The organism is Acinetobacter sp. ANC 3929 (genome assembly GCF_000369405.1).
Classification (GTDB): Bacteria; Pseudomonadota; Gammaproteobacteria; order Pseudomonadales; family Moraxellaceae; genus Acinetobacter.
The window spans coordinates 277,332-296,366 of record NZ_KB849998.1 but is presented as its reverse complement, the minus strand read 5'-3'; the positions used below and the strand labels follow the sequence as shown (position 1 = coordinate 296,366).

The window sequence follows — 19,035 nt, the reverse complement described above, 5'->3', positions numbered from 1 at the left end:
GAAAGAGGTCTTTTAGTTACTTCTGTTCAAACAGGGTGGAAAGTGGAATAGATAGCTTGGCTGCTAAATAATCATTACTTTCAACCAAAGAAGGGCCGAGTCGTTCCATCCATTCATCGTCCTGATGGATATGCTCAACATCAGGACGTAAGGGTAATGGATAAGGCAGGGCAGTGAAAAAGCTCCAGAAATCCACCTGAGCCAGATTACGGACCAATACATATTCGTCTTTATCGGTTCGCATAATCAGGTTTTGGGCTTCAAGTTGCAAGATGAAAGATGGTAAGCGGCCGAGTTCACCACGACCAATAATATTTAACAGCTCTTTTTCACTGACGCTTTGTCCGATTTGCTGTTTTTTATAAAATAACTCCAGTATATCCAGCATCATTAAAATTGGATGACGCTTTTGTTCTTTACCTGAATGAAAGGCAGTCAGGGCGTAACTGATTTCAACACCCAATAAGATAATATTCCAAGATAAATAGATCCATAGAAGGAAAATCGGGACTGCCGCAAAGGCACCATAGACGATTTCATAACTGGTGAAGTTGCTCATTACCCAGCCAAAAAAGCGTTTTAAAACTTCAAAGACAGTGGCACTAAAGCAAGCTGCGATGAAGGCTGAAAACACAGGAACAGTCCGATTGGGAATGGTCCAATATAAAATAAAGAAACCGACAATGGTTAAAACAAAAGAGATCAGCCATAACAGGAATGAGCCATCTAACTGATAACCAGCAAAGTTATTACTCAGAATATTCATTGAAGCCACTGTAGAGGACAGCGCAAAGGCGCTGCCCAAAATAATGGGTCCCAGTGAAATAATGGTCCAATAACGCATGAATCCGACTAAACCTGTACGAGTTTCTTTGACACGCCAAATCCGATTAAATACATTTTCAATCGACGTCAGCATCAGTACTGTGGTGATAAACAGGAATAGCACACCAATAATAGTCAGGTTGCTGGATTTTTCAGTAAAAGCATTTAAAGCTTTGTCAAAAGCGATGGTACTTTTCGGTAAGAAGTTACTATAAATCAGTTGTTGCAGTTGTTGTCTGGCGGGTTCTAGCGCTTTGATTGAAGAAATAATCACCAAAAACACAGTCAGCATCGGAACTACAGCAAACAGTGTGGTGTAGGTGAGTCCTCCCGCTTGTTCTCGGCAGCGATCTGCTTCGAAACGTCGTAACACAAACACAATAAATTGAAACCATGTTTTCTCTAAAAAGGGCAGATTTTTTAGATAACGCTTTAAGATCATGGGTTCTATCCTAGTTATTTTTAATAAAAATCCGGTGCAATCACAGGATTTACTACAGCTTAAAAAGTAAAAAATGTCGTATAGTGTTCTTTTTAACAAAATTCTTGAAAGTGATGCAACCTTACGTTCTTGTTCTTTATTACAGTAAATACGGTTCCACCAAGCAAATGGCGCATCTGATTGCCGATGGAATTGAAGCCGCTGGCGTTACTGCTCGCATTCGAACCGTACCGAATTTGGCCCCAGTTGTGACTCAAGCGGAAGCCAGTATTCCTGAAGATGGTGATATTTATTGTAGTTTAGATGATCTGACACATTGCGCTGGATTAGCACTGGGTTCACCCACACGGTTTGGCAATATGGCCAGTGAGATGAAGTACTTTTGGGATCAAACCACCAGTTTATGGTTAAATGGTGCGTTGCATAATAAACCTGCTTGTGTGTTTACCTCTTCGGGTTCGATGCATGGTGGACAGGAAAGTACATTATTGACGATGTTACCACCGTTGTTTCATCACGGCATGATGATTATGGGATTACCAAATTCAATCCCCGCATTATCCAATACCAAAACCGGTGGAACACCATATGGCGCAAGCCATGTCAGCGGGCCAAGACATGATCAAAGTATCAGCCAAGATGAAAAAATCTTATGTGAAGCGCAGGGGAAACGTTTAGGTGATGTGGTGAAAGCTTTGGCTGGAAAACTTTAAGCCAGAGCATATCGATATTGCCGTCCTGTTGCGACCAATCTCCAGAAAATAAGACTGTCAGTTGGGAAGGGCGTTGAAGCCAAGGCAGGATGCTGTAGTTGTACTTTTTCTGCATTTTGCTGGTCTGAGATTAAAATTACATAGATATAATCCAGCAGATCAAGTGCTGTAAAAACTTGTTTATAGGCATTTTATAGTTCTGCATTTTGGTTGGCAAAACAGACGCGATGTGGCTGATCTTGGTCGTTAAAACTCAGCCCGAGAGATTTTTTAATTTGGATGACAAGGTGTTGATGAAGTTGTGGGAGACAGGCAAAGGAATAGTTCGTGGCTTTTAAAGCTGGAATGCCCTGACTTTGTTCATGGATTGCATCGCTCCTCATCTGGATCAATTTACTATACGCTGTTTCCGATCAAGCGATAAACTGGCTTCATTGTGGAAATAAAAATGGGAGCATTCGCTCCCATTCTGTTATTTCTTTAATTGCCAATCATAGATGTTTTTACGATAGGCGTACCAGATCATCCATAGGCCAATAATAATCATTGGGAAACTGAGGATCTGCCCTTTTGTCATCCAGCCGAAGAGGATATAGCCTTGGTCTGCATCGGGTTCGCGGAAGAATTCCATAAAGAAGCGAGCAATACCATAGCCGACGAGAAACACCGCTGAAACCGCCATACGTGGGCGAGGCTTAGAACTGAACCACCAAAGTACGATGAACAGGATCAAACCTTCACAGAGTGCTTGATAGATTTGTGATGGATGGCGAACTAGACCTAATGGATCGGCTGGGAAAATCATGCCAAATGGATAGCTTGGATCTTGGACTTGACGACCGTAAAGTTCACCACCAATAAAGTTACCAAAACGTCCGAACATCAAACCTGTTGGTACACATGGGGCAATAAAATCCAAGGTTTGGAACCAAGTCTTTTGGTATTTTTTACACCAAAATAGCATTGCAATCATGACACCAAGGAAGCCGCCGTGGAAGCTCATGCCGCCTGTCCAGACTTGGAATAACCACAGTGGATTTTCTAGGAATTTATCAAATTCATAAAACAGGACATAGCCGACACGACCACCCAGGACCACACCAAGTGCGCCGTAAAAGACTAGGTCAGAAACCATGTCACTTGTCCAGCCATCTCGTTGTTTAGCGCGATATGATGCTAAACCCCATGCACATAGAAAAGCCAAGAGATACATCAGTCCATACCAGTGCACTTTGACTGGTCCTAAGCTCAGCGCAACCGGATCAATATTTGGATAGGTCAGCATTGCTGTTCCTCAATTTTATATTTTGAGCAGATTGTAGCGGAATGATGTTAAAAATGTTGTACATTCAATGTGAAAGATCAATGTTCCGAATATGTGAGAAAAAGAATCTATGTGTATTGTCGCTTTTGCATGGCAAGTGCTAGATGAGATGCCACTGTGCCTTATTTCAAATCGTGATGAATTTTATCATCGGCCAAGTTCGCTTTTGCATCCATGGGAAAACAGCAACATTTTTGCAGGGCAGGACTTACAGTCGGGTGGCACCTGGATGGGGGTTACAGCGTCGGGGCGTTGGGCAATTGTCACCAATTTTCGCAATGGGCGAGATCAAAATAAATATACAACTTCGCGAGGGCATTTGATCCAATCCTTTTTAGAAAGTGATTTGGCTCCGATTCGTTTTGCACGACAGTTGGAACAGCAGCAACAGGACTATGCGGGGTTTAATGTGTTTGTTGGCGATACAGAACAAGCCGTTTATATGAGCAACCGTGGTGAAGCTCCACAAGTCCTCGCCAATGGTGTCTACGTGGTCTCAAATGGACTCATGTCTGAAGATTGGCAGAAAACCAGACATTTACGTCAGCGCTTTACGCAAGAATTTCTACCGATGCTACAACAGTCACAAGTATCAGCGTTAACATTAAACAATGCTGCTTGGGATATTTTAGAAGACGAGAGAAAAGTCATTCCAGATCTGTTACCCGATACGGGAATCAATACAGACATGGAAGCTTTGCTGTCTTCAACCTTTATTCAAAGTCCAATTTATGGCACACGATGCTCTAATTTTTTAAGACTGACGCAAACACAATGGCATTGGCTGGAAAAAACTCAACAGGGTGAGCAGCATGGAAAAATTGTTGATCTTCAAATTACGTTAGTTGATTGACTTGATATGTTATAACATAATTTTTATATAAAACAACAAGATGAAATAATATTGTCATCAAGGTGACATAAAAGGGTCACCCAGCATTGTTATGGTCTATGCAACGAAATTACGTCCAAACAATAAATCTGGGGATATTTTATGTTCTTATCAAAGATGAGCTTTTCCAAAAAGCTATTGGCGGTCAGTTTGATAGCAGTCTTATCGGGTGGGATGGTCGCCTGTAACGATAATGATAATAATGAAAAAGCAGAAGTACCAAAAACACCAACAGCGAAAAATGTCATTTTCTTTTTAGGCGATGGGATGGGGATTACCACCTTAACTGCATCGCGTATTTATTCTGTTGGTGAAGATGGTGATTTGACCATAGATACACTCCCAGAAACAGCGTTTGTTCGTACTTTTTCAGAAGATGGTCAGGTGACGGATAGTGCACCGTCAATGGCTGCCTATATGACTGGCGTGAAAATGAAAAATGAAGTCATTTCCATGCAGACAGGAACGATCGCATCTCCACCGAAAGCAGATGGTACCAGTACCTGTGATGATGTTGCAGAGAATAAAGGCAAGAAACCTGCAGAAACCTTACTTGAACTTGCCAAAGCACAAGGCATGGGTACGGGACTCGTAACTACAACCCGTATTACCCATGCAACACCAGCAACGACCTATGCACATGTTTGTCATCGTGATGCTGAAAATGATATTGCAGCGCAACTGGTTCCTGCAGGGAAGGGTACTGGATGGGGGGCGTATAACACCAAATTAAATGATGGTGTGGATGTGGTCTTGGGTGGCGGCTTACGCCAGTTTAAACCAACGACTGTATCAGGTGGTAAGCGTGCTGATGGTCGTGATCTGGTCAAAGAAATGCAAGATCAAGGTTATAGCTTTGTTACAACGGGTAGTGATTTGACCAAAATCGATCCAACCAAGACCAAAAAATTATTGGGCTTATTCAATGCCAGTCATATGAACTATGACCTAGATCGTACCAATAAGAAGATTGATGAGCCAAGTCTTGCAGATATGACCACCAAGGCAATTGATGTCTTACAAGCGAAAAATAAAAGCTTCTTCTTGATGGTTGAGGGCGGACGTATTGACCATGCCTTACATGACACCAATGCAAAACGTGCATTACAAGATACAGTTGCTTTTGATAATGCGATTAAAGCAGCGATTGATAAAGTTAAAAAAACAGATCCAGAACTCAAGAATACATTGATCGTGGTGACTGCTGACCATGACCATACCATGGTCTTGAATGGTTATGCGAAACGTACAGGTAAATATGTAAAAGGTGCTGAGACCAGCGTATTAGGTTTGGTTAAAAACTATAACAAAGCTGGCTATGCCACTGATGAAAACGGAACACCGTATCCAATTATTGGCTTTGGTACTGGTAAAAAGCGCCTAGATGATAACCGTCTTGAAGCACGTGGTAAGTTAGTGGATAACGATAGCTGTAATCCAGTCGCAGGCCCAGCAGGTAAATATACCGATAGCCGTGGAACGGACATTGACAAAGAGGGTTGGTGTATAGGTACGGCTGCAGATGATTTCCAACAAGAAGCCGTGGTGCAAACTGGTTTTGCGGATAGCGAAACACATGGCGGTACCGATGTATTCCTTGGTGCAATCGGTGTCGGCTCAGACAACTTCCACGGTAGTCTAGAAAATATCGAAGTATTTAACTTAGTTCGTAAAGCCATTGGCCTAGATAAATAACAACAGACTGGAGAACGATGATGTTAAAACAATTTAAATTAGGTCAGTTCGGTATGAAAGCCTCTGCTTTAACTGTTGCATTACTTGCTGCAAGTACGGGTGCACAGGCTGCGGGTGAAGCCAAGAATATCATTTTCTTTTTAGGTGATGGTATGGGGCCAACCACAGTCACGGCAAGCCGAATTTATGGCTACGGTGAATCTGGTAAATTAACCATGGACACCTTGCGCCGTACCGTCAGAATTAAGACATATTCAGAAGATGGTCAAACCACAGACAGTGCGCCTTCTATGGCGGCCTATATGACGGGGAAGAAAACCCGAAATGAAGTGATTGGGATGACACCTGGAACCATCGCAGTTGAACCAAGTGCAGGTACTGCGCCAGATGGTGTAACTAAAGTATCGAATGCCATTAACAATTGCCCAACACCAGGCTCAAGTGTCGCTGCTGGTAGTCCTGCGGAAACAATTTTAGAACTTGCCAAAGCCAATGGTAAAAAAGTTGGGGCGATTACCACCACCGAGTTGACCCATGCAACTCCCGCTGCGACATTCGCTCATGTGTGTAATCGTAATGCACAGTTTGAGATTGCACGTCAGGTGATTCCAGGTGGGGTAGGTTACAATACAAAATTGCTAGATGGTGTGGATGTATTAATGGGTGGTGGACGTAATCATTTCACGCCTTTTAATGCGACCGACAATAAAAAAGGGCGTATTGATGGGCGTAATTTACTCAATGAGTTGAAGGCTAAAAATTATACTGTAGGTGCGACCAAAGCAGAGATGGATGCAGCACCATTGAATAAAAAGTATATTGGTCTTTATTCCGCAACCTCACATCTAGAATATGATTTGGATCGCGCGAGAACTGCGCCAAACCAGCCAACTCTAGCTGAAATGACAGCAAAATCGATTGATTTACTACAGGCACAAGATACCGCGGGCAAAGGCTTTTTCTTGATGGTTGAGGGTGGTCGTATTGACCATGCTTTACATGGAACCAATGCCAAACGTGCACTACACGACACCATTGCATTTGATAATGCGATCAAGACAGCCTTGGATAAAATCAAGAAAACGGATCCTGAGCTAAAGAATACCTTGATCGTGGTGACTGCCGACCATGACCATACCATGACCTTTAATGGTTATACCGCGCGTACTGGAAAAACAACTGCGACCAACCCAGGTATCTTGGGTTTAAGTTATAGCTATCAAGAAGCCAAAGCAACAGATACGCGCACGCGTGTGTTGGCTGATGGTAAGAAGCATGCACCTAACTTTGATGCGAAGGGTAAAACTTCAACCACGTTGGTCTTTGGTAATGGTGGTGGACCACGCCCAACTTCACGTATTGATATTACTGATGATGAAGCGGCGGCAGATGATTACTTGCAACAAGTCGGCGTTAAACTCGGTAGTCCTGGTTCTGAAACACATGGTGGTGGGGATGTCCTACTATTTGCTGAGGGTGCTGGCTCACAAGTGTTTAAAGGTACACGTGAAAATGCTTGGGTATTCAGTAAATTAAAAGAAGCATTTGGATTTAAATAAACGCTTTATTCAATATTTTCATCATATTGCAAAAAACCTCAGTCACTATGACTGAGGTTTTTTTTATCCAGGAAATAACATGCGTCTAGTAATGAGTTCGGTATTGCTCAGTTTGGGAATGACGTCTTTGCATGCTGCACCGTTATTGAGTGCCAGTATTACACGTGAGTCTCAAAATATTGGCAATGATGGTGTGACCCGTACCAGTGTATTTCAGGAACGGATGTATCGTGATACTCAGAATATCTGGATTGAACGTGTATTGCCGAAACAGCATCAGCATGGTGATGAAAAGGATGGACATAAACACTTAGATTTAGCTGAAGCGGCGCAACATTATTTTATTGATCAGAAAAAACAGCCCAAACTGAATTTGGTTTTGGTCGAAGATAAAACAGTCGTACATTTGCAAGATGCGGATGTAGATATGCTGGGCTTAAGTAACTGTTGGTCATGTGTTTATTCGCTACTTGATCCCAAAACCTTAAAAGGGATGAAGGTCACCAAAAAGGATAGCAACAGCACGTGGTATGAAACCCAAAATAAGAAGAACAAGATTCGTGTGGAATGGGATAATCGGAACAATATTGCGAAACGTGTTGATATTCGTAGCTTAGATGGTTTGCGCTATGACATTATGAAAGCAAACATTCAACAAGTGAACATGGCAGAACCTTGGAAAAAATATAGCAAATTCACCAGTAAAGATTATTCAGATTTTGGTGATTAATGATAGACAGCCTGATTGGTTTGATTTAGCTCCTTTTGAAGGAGCTTTTTTATAATAAGAAACATGAGAGAAAAACGAGCATTGTTCTGTTCACCTATTTACAAACAGGAAAAGTGGCTGAAATAAAATTTATCGTTTGCTGTGATTTTTCTCTGTATTCAAACAAGTGTGGGTAGTGCAGTGAGATTGCTTCATTGAATAAAAAATGCCGATATTTGTCGGCATTTTTTTGTGAGAAAAAAGCGCAGATTTAAGCTTTTTTCACAACAGATGGGGCAATTGGGTCAGCGGTGATATAGCCAACTGCAGCAGCGAATTTGTTGCTGTAGTTTTTATTAATGGCATCATCAAGCTGAGCGAGTAGAGCTGTGCTTAGACCGCTACGAGAACCGTCAGTATTGTCTTTGTAGAAGCGGTACCATTCATCACCAGGGTGCTGGAAGTTGCTCATGATATACGTCCAGCCATTCACCTCATCAACTGCATGTAAGCCTGTTGATTCCGCACCTGCTGGTGTCGATAAAATACGGATTAACTGTTTGGTGTCGACGTTATATGCCCATAAGAAGTTATTCAGATGGTTACCTGAATCTTCACCAATAAACAAGGTGCGTAACTTTTCAGAGAACTTCAAGTTATCTGGGCTTGCAATTTGTTCTGGGTCAGCTGTATTACCTAAGTTATCGAAGCTAATATCCTTACCTTTAAGTAATAGGCTTGATTCACTTGGAACCCATTCACTATTAATTGCTGTATTAGTAGTGTCTTTTTGTCCACTCGTTAACTTGTGCTCCAAGATACCGCCAGCCGTCAATTTCGGGAATTTTACATTATGCTCGGCCAAGTAGCCGCTACCCCCTTCAACCATTGAGTCGACAATATTCGCCAATGCTGAATATGCACGCTTGTCAGCGATGTTGACAGTTGTGCCTTCATTCTTGGTTAATGCCATTGATGCACCAACATAAGCTGCATAACGGTGAGTTTCTAGGAAAGCTGCTGCTAATTTAGTTTTATCGCTATTGTCTTTTAATTTTAAGTAAACGCCTGTTTTACTCAAATAAGTAAATTTAAAACCTTGGGCTTCTAAAGCTAATTTTTGTTCTGCTTGTTGAGGTTTTATGCGTGCTTTTGCAGCATCGGCCAATAGCTTTTGTTCCGCTGTTGGGTTAGTTGCATCGATTGCTTTTTTCTCTTCAGGCGTTGCATCACTTGGATATTTTGCAATCTGTAATACTGACTCAAAAATATCCGTCCCTTTGATACCGCTCTTGATGAGATTTTCAATCTCAGCACTGGTTGCATGACCAAGTCTAATCCACGAAATCTTACCAATTGTTGAGTCGGTTAATGGCGTTGTATATTTTGCAACATACAACGTGCCTGCAGATAAGTCTTTTTCTTTATCTGCAACGAACATGAATAAACCGCCATTGGTATAGTCATCACCCATTAATACTGTGCGGTTATCTGGAAATACTTGTACCAGTTCATGTGAAATACGACCTAAACAGTAGTGCTTTTTCACAGTGCCTGTACCATCAGCTTTGACAATAATTTCAGGCAAATGGCCATAGTTATATGGATTTGCTGTCGCTTCATTGCCGTAGATATTTTTACTGAAAGCTTTCAAGGTCGATAATGACTGACCTAGTTTTTGGTCAAAGGCATCTGGTTCATACTCTTCACTTGAAAGGTGAGTCCCCCATGGCGAAAGACTTGCACCACATGTGATCCAAAGACCATGTGCACTAGAAGTATCAACATTATGGTATTTAATCAGCGATAAATGACCTGTTTTTGGATCTTGATCTAAAGTTAAGACTGCAATTGGAGAAGACAACTTGCCGTAAGTATCTCCACCATTTTGATCTTTTGAAAGATATTCGAATTGAACCACATGGAAAACAGGATTACCTGTTACGCCTAATGCTTTTTTATCTGCATCAGTAAAGTCTTTACCTGTTGCTTCTTTAAAGCTAATTAACGAACTACCATCTGGGCAGTCAGAAAAATATTGGCGCTCTTTACCTTCAACTGATTTATCAATAATAGGCTGATTGTTGATATCAAAGTAACCGCCAGCAATGATTTGACCACCTTTGCCATCTGGTACTTTTGTGCCTGTTAAGAAAAATGGCTTATAAGCGAGTTGATAGTCAGTTTTGCTGCCGTCATCCCAGTTAATAGAAAGTCTTGATGAACAGGCCGTTGTTGCCATTGCTGCTACAGTTGCTGGTGCAGGCATACCTGTAAAGGTTGCATTTTTGAAGTTAATTGGCTTTGGTGTTGGTGTAACGATGCTGTCGTTATCATTGTCATCATTACAGCCCGCTAAAACTGCTGCTGTGCTCATTGCCCCGAGTGGTAAAAACGGTACACCCGCGAACCATTTTAAAATATCACGACGACTTGGCTGATTGGTATTGGCTGTCATAGTAAATCCGTATCTTTAATATATGTTAAATAAATCCTGATCGATTCTATGAAGCGGAGATGACAATTTTCTGACAGTTTGAAGGCAGTTTAAAGACAATTTAGATTTTTTAACTATTTAATAAATATAGGATTAAAATAATCCCCGAAATATTTTCGAGGATTTAGTTTTGTACTTATTAATCTGAAGCTTTTCTTTTTTCCAGTATTTTTCCAAATAATAAACCCAATTCAAATAGCATCCACATCGGAACGGCCAGCATAATCATCGACAAAGCATCGGGTGGGGTCACAAACATGGCAACAAAGAAACATCCCACGACGATAAAACGACGCTTTTCGATCAGTGTTTGGGTGCTAACGACACCAATTAAAATCAGCACCAAGGTAATAATTGGGATTTCAAAGGTGAAGCCAAATACCAAGAAAAGTTTTAAACAGAAGCTTAAATAACTATTGATGTCTGTCATCGGCGCAACGGTTTCAGGTGAAACGCTAATGAAGAAATGCAAAATTGCCGGTAAGGTAATGAAATAAGCAAAGGCCACGCCTAAATAAAACAGCACAATACTGCCTAGCAGTAAAGGTATTGCCAAGTGGCGTTCTTTGTCATAAAGCGCAGGTTTGATAAACGACCAAATTTGATAAATGATGTAAGGCATTGCCAACATAAATGCGACAAATAGATTCAGCTTAAACGGTGCCATGAAGGTTGCCGTCACATCGGTTGCAATCATGGTTGAGGTTGCAGGAAGCTGTTGTCTTAATGGCTCAGAAAGCGATTGATAAGTTTGGTTTCGAAAAGGTAACAAGCAGAAAAAAAGAAAAATCGTTACCCCAACAATTTTGAAGAGATATTGGCGGAGTACAATTAAATGCTGCATCACAGGCATTTGTTGAAGCGATTCTTCATTAGTCACTGAAGTAGAGGGTAATTGGCTCATACGGCAATCTTTAATTCTGTATCAAACTTTTGAGCCATTACATTGGGTGGCTCAAGGTTGAAAGGTAATTGCTTTTGATATTCAAGACTGAAAGGAATGATCGCTTGCTGAGACCTTAAGGCATAAGTCACCATTGGTTTATTGGCCTCTGCTTGTACTGGCTCAGCATCGGATGGCGTTGGTGTACTTTTAAGCGCATCTAGCTGTTGTTGCATCCTGCGTTCAAGTTCAGTAATTTTATCAATTTCTTTTTGCATTTCTTCGCGGAACTCAGAAAGGCGTAATTCGCGATCGATTTCATTCTGAATGTTGTTGATAAACTTTTTAATTTTGCCATACCATTTCGCTACAAACCGAGCAGCTTCTGGCAATTTATCAGGACCGAGGACCAACAATGCAATGACTGCAAAGCAAAAAATCTCGGTCATTCCCAAATTCAGCATAGTCGTGCTCGCTTAGCTTTTTACTGAGCTTTCAGTCGTTTTAACTTGAGCATCAATGGTACGCGGTTCATTTAAAGGCGCCGCAGCTTCTTCTTCTTTCATTGATTTTTTGAAGTCTTTTACCGCACCACCGACATCTTTCCCTAAGTTTTTAAGTTTAGATGTACCAAAAAGTAGAATGACTACAATTGCAAAAATCAGTACATGCCAAATTGATAAACCAGCCATTATTCTATTCCTATAAAACTTTGGGTATATCTCAACAGCTTGGCATGACAACGATGTGACACTTATATTGCAGTTTTAAGACACTGCGTCTACCAAATGGTAAATAGTGCTAGCATAGGCGCCATATCAATACGTGATAAAAACCAGATCGACATGACCTTTCTCCTTCCAATAAGTGCTTTTATTTTCGGGCTAATGGCGGCTCAATTTAAATTCGCAGAACAGCTAAAGAAGATACTCTCTTCCTTATTGGCGCGGTTGTTTATTCCTGTGGTCATTATTTACAACATGGTGTTTTATCAGGCGGGTAGTTTTGCCTTGATTCTGTTTAGTTTCACTGCATCGGTCCTGCTATTTTATGTGTTTGCTTATTCTTCTAAAGATCGTTTACAGGCACTTTGTTCGAGTTATAGCAATATTGGCTGGCTGGGTTTTCCGTTTGCCATTGCACTCTTTGGCGACCAGGTCAGCGCCGCCATGATTGCGTTATATATTGGTGGTTCACTGTTTGGCAATATCTGGGCAGTTGCTGCCGTTTCAGAAGGGCCAACTGACTATGTTGCAACACTGCGTAAGGTTGTAAAGTCACCGCCTGTGCTCGCATTATTGATCGCATTGATTTTATGGGGTATAGGATGTCAGAGCTTAGAGGGAAATCTGGTCTTAGAGTGGAGCTATGATGTTGCCAAATTTGGTATGAGCTTTGCGGGGATGTGTATCTTGGGTATGTGGTTACGACATACGCGTGTACATGTTGCGGATTTGATTTTTAGTACGCGTGCACTCATCGTAAAAATGTTGTTTGGTATATTGATTTGTACATTGACCTATTATTTTATCCCGATTCCAAATATTGAATTTTTGCTCCCTGTTTTATTTTTATTATTTTGTTTACCACCGGCAGCCAATATTGTGGCGTTGGAAACTCATTATCAAGGCACAGGTGTATCCGCTCGATATATTGCAGCAGGAACAATGGTGAGCTGTCTGGTCATTATTATGTATGGCATCTTATTACATGTAAAAAGTGCCCTCATTTAGCAGGGCACTTTAGTATTTTAAACTAGACTTGCTTTAAACAGCTGCATGGCTTGACCACGATGGCTGATCTTATTCTTCTCAGCTTTACTGAGTTCAGCGCTCGAAACATTCAGCTCAGGTAGCCAGAATAAAGGATCGTAACCAAAGCCATTTTCGCCACGTGCTGCTTCTAAAATCTCACCTTTCCAGATGCCTTGGAAAATTTGTGGGAGTGGGTCTTCAGCATGGGTGACCAGTGCCAATACGCAGACAAACATGCCTTCAATGGCTTCGCCGTCTTTGCGTAAAGGCGCAAGATCAGCCACTAATTTTTGGTTATTAGCTGCATCATTACCGTGCTCACCCGCATAGCGTGCCGAGTAAATCCCAGGTGCACCGCCTAAAATTGGTACACACAGTCCGGAGTCATCTGCTAGCGCAGGTTTACCTGAAAGTTTAGACGCATGGCGTGCTTTGATAATGGCATTTTCAACAAAGCTGAGACCGTCTTCAATCGCATCTTCAATATCCAGTTTGCCTTGAGGAATGATTTCGACAGGAAGGTTGAGTTGTTGAAAGAGATGTTCAAATTCGACAACTTTACCTTTGTTGTTACTTGCAAGGACGAGGCTGCCTTGGCTGAGCCAATGGAGAGGGGACATGAATGTAAATCTCAATATTCTAAATAATGTAAATTGTACTAAATATTTCTTTTAACGGATTAAACTTTCGATCCATGTTTCAAAGTCAGGGTGAGTATTTTTTGCATCTTTAATAATTTCTAAAACCTCTCTATATTCAGACTTTGAGCATTTTTTTGCAAAATCTAAAAATGCTTGATTTACCTTTTTACTATTTTCTGGGTAATAGATGGCTTCAAATGGCCCATGCTTTTGGGCGAGTAGCCATAGATAATCATCGAAATTATTTGCAACTACGCCTATCTCTCCTTCTGAACCCAGAAAAACAATTGGCTGTTTGAGAATATCTTGCTCTTTATTAATAAGCCAAAAGGCAGCATATCCTCCAGTTCCATCTTGTCCGAAGACTAAGAGTGAATCTCCTTTGACTTCACTATTTCCAGTCCAAGCTTTTAACCATTTATTAGTCTCTTTTTCTGATAAAAAGTTTTCATAAGGTTCAAAATCAATACCTTTGCCATCTTCATAATCAAATTCAATTTTGTGAAGTTGCTTTAGTAAGTTTGGAAATGAATGCATTTTTAATTTATATCCTATGATTCATCTGCATAAGCTGTATGCCTTAAATAAAAAAACCGACTCTCACAAGTCGGTTTTAAATCAATCAATAGATCTAAATCAGATTATTGCGCTTGAATCCATCTATCAGCACGGTCACGTGCGGTACGAATCTGTTCTTGGGTTAAGTTCGCAGCCAAGGCGGTTTTCTTACCTTCAGAAAGACTGATCACTTTAGTATCGAGCATACCGTCACGAGTTGAAAGCTCATACCACTGATAAGCACCGACAAAGTTTTTCTTTTGCTCTTCCATCATCGCGAGATTAAAGCTAGCACGGTTATCGCCGTTACTGGCTGCTTTCTCAAAGTATTTACGTGCTAAAGCATCATCTTTTTTCGTACCCATGCCATCCGCATACATACGGCCCACATTTAACTGTGCGGCAGATAAGCCCTGATCCGCTGCTGCTTTAAAAAGAGAGAACGCTTGTTTCTCATCTTTGGCAACGTCTTTACCATATTGATAACGTGTTGCTAAGTAAAACTGTGCACCTGCTTGACCAGCTTTTGCTGCGCTTTGTAGCTCATTGATACCCATCACTGAATATCGCGCTGCCTGTGTTGCAACCGATTGGGGTTGAGCAACATAGTCAGCGTGCGCTTGTATACTGATCAGACCAAATAAAAATGTGCTGATTAATGTCTTTTTCATAGAGCGCTCACTCGATAAATTGCGACTTCACCAAATAGGTTCGGCATATGCTTACTGAGCACACTACCTTGTTGGTCACCATTAACGGCAAGTCGATTAATAATTTTAATCCGGTTCTCAGCACACAAGGCTTCAAAGTCACGGAAAGTACATAAATGAATATTCGGGGTGTTATACCACATATAAGGTAAAGCTTCCGAAACAGGCATTTTCCCTTTCAATGCAAGAAAAGAACGTGTCTTCCAATATGCAAAGTTTGGAAACGTAATAATCGCCTGTTTGCCGACACGCACCATATCACGAAGTAATACATCGGGTGCATCTACAGCTTGCAAAGCTTGTGCCATAACCACAGAGTCAAAAGACTGGTCGGCAAAACGGCTTAAACCGAGGTTTAAGTCCTGTTGGATAATATTTAACCCTCGACTGATGGCAATTGCAATCTTTTCTTGATCAATTTCTAGACCATAGGCACGAATATTGTGCTGTTTACTCATATGAGCCAGCAATTCACCATCACCACACCCTAGGTCTAACACGCTAGAGTTCGGGTTAATCCACTTTTCGGCGAGTCGTTGATCTATACGCATTAGTGCTGCTCCTGCGGTGTCGATTGCAACTGTTGTTCTCCACCTAAAAATGCGCGTAGCGTTTTCACATACAGTGGAATTGGAAATAAGAAAGAGTCATGACCTTGTTCAGCATCAATATCTAAGTAACTGACAGGCTTATGATTATCAATCAAAGCATCGACTAATTCCTGTGAGCGGCTTGGACTAAAACGCCAGTCTGTGGTAAATGAAATGACCAGAAACTTGCATTTTGGTTGACTCATTGCCTTCGTTAAAGAATGCTCATATTCACGAGAAGGGTCAAAATAATCCAAAGCCTTAGTCATAATCAAGTAAGTATTTGCATCGAAATTGCGGCTAAATTGTTCACCTTGGTAGCGTAAATAGCTTTCAACTTGGAATTCGACATCAAAACCATACATAAATTTGCCTGATTTCAAATCACGACCAAATTTTTGTTTCATGGCTTCTTCAGACAAGTAGGTGATATGGCCGACCATGCGTGCCAAAATCAAACCACGTTTTGGATAGCTATCATTTTCTAAATAACGACCATGATGGAAGTCGGGATCGGAAAGAATGGATTGGCGTGCAACTTCGTTGAAGGCAATATTTTGGGCTGATAATTTTGGCGCACTGGCGATGATGGCGCATTTCTGCAATCGGTCAGGATAGTCCAATGACCATTGTAACGCTTGCATGCCACCCAGAGAGCCGCCAATAACCGCGTACCAAACCTTTATTCCAAGACGATCGGACAGCATAGCTTGGGTTTTGACCCAATCACGGACTGTAACCAATGGAAAGTCTGGACCATAGGGACGATTTTCATTTTCAGGATTCGGTGAGGTTGGGCCTGTAGAGCCACTACAACCGCCGATATTATTTAAGGAAACAACAAAGAAGTGATTGGTATCAATTGCTTTTCCTGGCCCAATGCAGCTGTCCCACCAACCAGCTTTTTTATCGTCTTCATGATGAAAGCCCGCAGCATGGTGGTGTCCTGAAAGTGCATGGCAAATTAGGATGGCATTCGATTGATCTGCATTGAGTGTTCCATAGGTTTCAACCATTAAATCAAAACGAGGTAAAACTCGTCCACATTCAAGTTCTAAAGGTTGTTCAAATTGAAACTTTTGTGGTGTGACTAAACCCACTGAATCCGATGGAAAAGACACTGGAATGATTCGCCCTATAATCAATCATTAATAATAAAAGGATACCAATTCAGGTATCCTTTCAAAAGTCATTTTTTCTGATATTACAACTCAGCTTTACTGACGATTATGTGATATTTCACTTATCTAAACAGCTGCAGCAGCCACTTGATCCGTGGTCAAAACGCCTTGCTCAATCAAGCGATTGGTGCAGGCAATAATGGCTTCAATTGACGAAGTCACGATATTGTCATGAACCCCAGCACCGAATGCACTCTTACCTGTACCTTTCACTTGAAGCTCAATCAAGGCAAGGGCTTTGGCATTGGCCCCCGAGCTGATACCACGCTCTTCGTAGCTGACAACATCAATTGGGAGCTGTAAAGCATTCAACATGGCTGAGATCGGGCCATTACCTTCACCGCGTAAACGTTGAATTTCACCTTCAATTTCAATGTCTAATTCGATGATTTGTGTGCCATTGATATCGGACAATTGATAATGTTTAGTTTGATAATGGCTATTTTTCACATCCACATAGGTACTTTCGAATAAATTCCAGATCTCATGTGCACTAATTTCTGTGCCATTTTCATCGGTATGTTGCTGTACGATCTGACTGAATTCAATTTGTACGCGGCGTGGCAATGCAACGTTGTAATTCGATTCTAACAAGTAAGCAATACCACCTTTACCTGATTGGCTATTGACACGAATCACCGCATCGTAGTCACGACCCAAGTCTTTTGGATCGATTGGTAAGTATGGCATATCCCAAATATCTTCGTTTTTCTGGAATTCGAAGCCTTTTTTAATTGCATCTTGGTGTGAACCAGAGAATGCGGTAAAGACTAAATCACCTGCATATGGATGACGAGGATGCACAGGTAAACCTGTACACTCTTCAACTGTTGCAATGATTTCATTAATATTGGAGAAGTCTAAGTTTGGTGCAACGCCTTGGGTATACATGTTCAAGGCAATCGCGGCAACATCAACGTTACCCGTACGTTCACCATTACCAAACACACAACCTTCAACACGGTCAGCACCTGCCATAATCGCCAATTCAGAGGCTGCGATACCACAACCACGGTCATTATGACAGTGTACAGAGATAATCACGCCATCACGACGTGCCAAGTTACGGTGCATCCATTCGATTTGATCTGCATAGACATTCGGTGTAGATACTTCAACTGTTGCAGGCAAGTTCAAGATGACTTTATTGGTTGGTGAAGCTTCCCAAATTTCAGTCACAGCATCGCAGACGTCTTTGGCAACGTCTAATTCAGTTGCCGAAAAACATTCTGGGCTGTATTGGAAAATCCAGTCTGTAGCAGGGTATTGCGCTGCATATTCTTTGACTTTGGTAGCCGCATTAATGGCAAGCTGTTTAGAACCATTGGCATCGACATTCAAGACTTTTTTACGGAAAGTCGGAGAGTTTGAATTATAGATATGCACGATAGCACGTTCCGCACCGACTAAGGCTTCAAAGGTACGCTCAATCAAATGGTCACGTGCTTGAACCAAAACTTCGATATACACATCTTCAGGAATCAAATCTTCTTCAATCAATTTGCGTGCAAAGTCGAAGTCGATTTGGGAAGCTGATGGAAAACCAATTTCAATATGTTTAAAGCCGATTTTGACCAACATATGGAACATTTTTAATTTTTGTTCCATATTCATTGGTTCAAAAATTGCTTGGTTACCGTCACGAAGGTCGGTACTCATCCAGATAGGCGCTTGATTGATTTCATTATTCGGCCATTGACGATCTGGTAAATCCACTCGCTGGTACATACGGCGGTATTTTTTGCTTGGGTCAGCCAACATCATGAGAAAACTCCTTGTCGTAGCATGGTTGCTGAGTCAAATAAAAGGCAACGTGCTACAAATATATATGGTGTCTATAAGAATTAATTTAAAGCGAATTCGGGGATCCAACGCCTAAAAATGTAGGCGAAAAATTTATACGCGCGCGAGGCGCAGCATCAGGAGAAGTGCAGCGAGATGTGTTGTATGAGACGGGTGGGTAAAGCCGCGATTTGTTTTCATCATCTACCATTCATATGGGTTATTTAATTTTACAGTTATCTTAATCATCTAACCGTAATCAGTCTAGGTGAAAATACAG

Annotated in this window: 18 protein-coding genes and 1 pseudogene; 6 read left to right on the top strand and 13 right to left on the bottom strand. The window is 41.4% G+C overall.

Annotation, left to right across the window (positions count from 1 at the left end; all coding sequences use genetic code 11):
- Positions 1–16: 16 nt before the first annotated feature.
- Positions 17–1,267, bottom strand: coding sequence for a YihY family inner membrane protein (locus F909_RS14895; RefSeq protein WP_005147041.1), 1,251 nt, complete (start codon positions 1,265–1,267; stop codon positions 17–19).
- A gap of 113 nt (positions 1,268–1,380) precedes the next feature.
- Between F909_RS14895 and wrbA the strand changes: the two genes are divergently transcribed.
- Entirely contained in the window at positions 1,381–1,980 is a 600-nt protein-coding gene (wrbA, locus tag F909_RS14900; RefSeq protein WP_032877766.1) for an NAD(P)H:quinone oxidoreductase, read from the top strand.
- Here wrbA and F909_RS0120175 read toward each other — a convergent pair.
- Both F909_RS0120175 and lgt read right to left on the bottom strand, forming a co-directional pair.
- Positions 1,977–2,292: pseudogene (locus tag F909_RS0120175) on the bottom strand (hypothetical protein). The gene wrbA and the pseudogene F909_RS0120175 sit on opposite strands and share 4 nt — an antisense overlap.
- 160 nt (positions 2,293–2,452) lie before the next feature.
- Entirely contained in the window at positions 2,453–3,265 is an 813-nt protein-coding gene (lgt, locus tag F909_RS14905) for a prolipoprotein diacylglyceryl transferase (protein ID WP_005147039.1), read from the bottom strand.
- A 109-nt stretch (positions 3,266–3,374) separates the two neighbouring features.
- On the opposite strand from lgt, the gene F909_RS14910 reads away from it, so the two are divergent.
- From F909_RS14910 to F909_RS14925, 4 genes are all read left to right on the top strand, one after another.
- Positions 3,375–4,157 (top strand): NRDE family protein, encoded by a 783-nt coding sequence (locus tag F909_RS14910; protein ID WP_005147038.1) that lies wholly within the window; start codon positions 3,375–3,377, stop codon positions 4,155–4,157.
- A gap of 141 nt (positions 4,158–4,298) precedes the next feature.
- Positions 4,299–5,891, top strand: a complete 1,593-nt coding sequence (locus F909_RS14915) for an alkaline phosphatase (RefSeq protein WP_005147035.1) — start codon at positions 4,299–4,301, stop codon at positions 5,889–5,891.
- A gap of 20 nt (positions 5,892–5,911) precedes the next feature.
- On the top strand, positions 5,912–7,450 hold the full coding sequence (locus tag F909_RS14920; protein ID WP_005147034.1) for an alkaline phosphatase: 1,539 nt from the start codon (positions 5,912–5,914) through the stop codon (positions 7,448–7,450).
- Positions 7,451–7,529: 79 nt separating this feature from the next.
- Complete coding sequence (locus F909_RS14925) at positions 7,530–8,180, top strand: hypothetical protein (RefSeq protein ID WP_005147033.1); 651 nt, start codon at positions 7,530–7,532, stop codon at positions 8,178–8,180.
- Between the two features lie 250 nt (positions 8,181–8,430).
- Here F909_RS14925 and F909_RS14930 read toward each other — a convergent pair whose 3' ends face one another.
- The 4 genes from F909_RS14930 to tatA form a co-directional block, all read right to left on the bottom strand.
- The gene (locus F909_RS14930; RefSeq protein WP_005147031.1) at positions 8,431–10,617 is read right to left on the bottom strand and encodes a PhoX family protein; all 2,187 of its coding nucleotides are present in this window, start codon (positions 10,615–10,617) and stop codon (positions 8,431–8,433) included.
- 178 nt (positions 10,618–10,795) lie between these two features.
- A complete protein-coding gene (gene tatC / locus F909_RS14935) occupies positions 10,796–11,560 on the bottom strand; it encodes a twin-arginine translocase subunit TatC (protein WP_005147028.1) in 765 nt (254 codons plus the stop codon).
- Positions 11,557–12,003: a Sec-independent protein translocase protein TatB gene (tatB, locus tag F909_RS14940; RefSeq protein ID WP_005147026.1), complete on the bottom strand. Its 447-nt coding sequence runs from the start codon at positions 12,001–12,003 to the stop codon at positions 11,557–11,559. The genes tatC and tatB overlap by 4 nt, the downstream gene beginning before the upstream one ends.
- Positions 12,004–12,015: 12 nt before the next feature.
- On the bottom strand, positions 12,016–12,231 hold the full coding sequence (gene tatA, locus F909_RS14945) for a Sec-independent protein translocase subunit TatA (RefSeq protein WP_005147023.1): 216 nt from the start codon (positions 12,229–12,231) through the stop codon (positions 12,016–12,018).
- Between the two features lie 153 nt (positions 12,232–12,384).
- Here tatA and F909_RS14950 point away from each other — a divergent pair, with 153 nt between their 5' ends.
- Entirely contained in the window at positions 12,385–13,272 is an 888-nt protein-coding gene (locus F909_RS14950) for an AEC family transporter (RefSeq protein ID WP_032877690.1), read from the top strand.
- A gap of 17 nt (positions 13,273–13,289) precedes the next feature.
- On the opposite strand, the gene rdgB is transcribed toward F909_RS14950, so the two are convergent.
- The 6 genes from rdgB to leuA all read right to left on the bottom strand — a co-directional run bounded on the left by rdgB (position 13,290) and on the right by leuA (position 18,737).
- Positions 13,290–13,913 carry an RdgB/HAM1 family non-canonical purine NTP pyrophosphatase gene (gene rdgB, locus F909_RS14955; protein ID WP_005147019.1) on the bottom strand — a complete coding sequence of 208 codons (624 nt, stop codon included), beginning with the start codon at positions 13,911–13,913 and terminating at the stop codon, positions 13,290–13,292.
- 51 nt (positions 13,914–13,964) lie between these two features.
- Positions 13,965–14,471, bottom strand: a complete 507-nt coding sequence (locus F909_RS14960; RefSeq protein ID WP_005147017.1) for an SMI1/KNR4 family protein — start codon at positions 14,469–14,471, stop codon at positions 13,965–13,967.
- A gap of 104 nt (positions 14,472–14,575) precedes the next feature.
- The gene (locus F909_RS14965) at positions 14,576–15,163 is read right to left on the bottom strand and encodes a tetratricopeptide repeat protein (protein ID WP_005147015.1); all 588 of its coding nucleotides are present in this window, start codon (positions 15,161–15,163) and stop codon (positions 14,576–14,578) included.
- Complete coding sequence (gene metW, locus F909_RS14970) at positions 15,160–15,753, bottom strand: methionine biosynthesis protein MetW (RefSeq protein WP_004804210.1); 594 nt, start codon at positions 15,751–15,753, stop codon at positions 15,160–15,162. Before metW ends, F909_RS14965 begins: the two co-directional genes overlap by 4 nt.
- Positions 15,753–16,913 (bottom strand): homoserine O-succinyltransferase MetX, encoded by a 1,161-nt coding sequence (metX, locus tag F909_RS14975; protein ID WP_005147014.1) that lies wholly within the window; start codon positions 16,911–16,913, stop codon positions 15,753–15,755. The genes metW and metX overlap by 1 nt, the downstream gene beginning before the upstream one ends.
- Before the next feature lie 126 nt (positions 16,914–17,039).
- Entirely contained in the window at positions 17,040–18,737 is a 1,698-nt protein-coding gene (gene leuA / locus F909_RS14980) for a 2-isopropylmalate synthase (RefSeq protein ID WP_005147012.1), read from the bottom strand.
- Positions 18,738–19,035: the final 298 nt, after the last annotated feature.

Excerpts from the sequence above, each read along its gene's own strand:
- F909_RS14950 (WP_032877690.1), top strand. The coding sequence starts at position 12,385 with ATGACCTTTCTCCTTCCAATAAGTGCTTTTATTTTCGGGCTAATGGCG.
- F909_RS14895 (WP_005147041.1), bottom strand. The coding sequence starts at position 1,267 with ATGATCTTAAAGCGTTATCTAAAAAATCTGCCCTTTTTAGAGAAAACA.
- lgt (WP_005147039.1), bottom strand. The coding sequence starts at position 3,265 with ATGCTGACCTATCCAAATATTGATCCGGTTGCGCTGAGCTTAGGACCA.
- F909_RS14960 (WP_005147017.1), bottom strand. The coding sequence starts at position 14,471 with ATGCATTCATTTCCAAACTTACTAAAGCAACTTCACAAAATTGAATTT.
- rdgB (WP_005147019.1), bottom strand. The coding sequence starts at position 13,913 with ATGTCCCCTCTCCATTGGCTCAGCCAAGGCAGCCTCGTCCTTGCAAGT.
- F909_RS14915 (WP_005147035.1), top strand. The coding sequence starts at position 4,299 with ATGTTCTTATCAAAGATGAGCTTTTCCAAAAAGCTATTGGCGGTCAGT.
- F909_RS14920 (WP_005147034.1), top strand. The coding sequence starts at position 5,912 with ATGTTAAAACAATTTAAATTAGGTCAGTTCGGTATGAAAGCCTCTGCT.
- F909_RS14925 (WP_005147033.1), top strand. The coding sequence starts at position 7,530 with ATGCGTCTAGTAATGAGTTCGGTATTGCTCAGTTTGGGAATGACGTCT.
- F909_RS14965 (WP_005147015.1), bottom strand. The coding sequence starts at position 15,163 with ATGAAAAAGACATTAATCAGCACATTTTTATTTGGTCTGATCAGTATA.
- tatA (WP_005147023.1), bottom strand. The coding sequence starts at position 12,231 with ATGGCTGGTTTATCAATTTGGCATGTACTGATTTTTGCAATTGTAGTC.
- metW (WP_004804210.1), bottom strand. The coding sequence starts at position 15,753 with ATGCGTATAGATCAACGACTCGCCGAAAAGTGGATTAACCCGAACTCT.
- tatC (WP_005147028.1), bottom strand. The coding sequence starts at position 11,560 with ATGAGCCAATTACCCTCTACTTCAGTGACTAATGAAGAATCGCTTCAA.
- F909_RS14930 (WP_005147031.1), bottom strand. The coding sequence starts at position 10,617 with ATGACAGCCAATACCAATCAGCCAAGTCGTCGTGATATTTTAAAATGG.
- leuA (WP_005147012.1), bottom strand. The coding sequence starts at position 18,737 with ATGATGTTGGCTGACCCAAGCAAAAAATACCGCCGTATGTACCAGCGA.
- F909_RS14910 (WP_005147038.1), top strand. The coding sequence starts at position 3,375 with ATGTGTATTGTCGCTTTTGCATGGCAAGTGCTAGATGAGATGCCACTG.
- tatB (WP_005147026.1), bottom strand. The coding sequence starts at position 12,003 with ATGCTGAATTTGGGAATGACCGAGATTTTTTGCTTTGCAGTCATTGCA.
- wrbA (WP_032877766.1), top strand. The coding sequence starts at position 1,381 with ATGCAACCTTACGTTCTTGTTCTTTATTACAGTAAATACGGTTCCACC.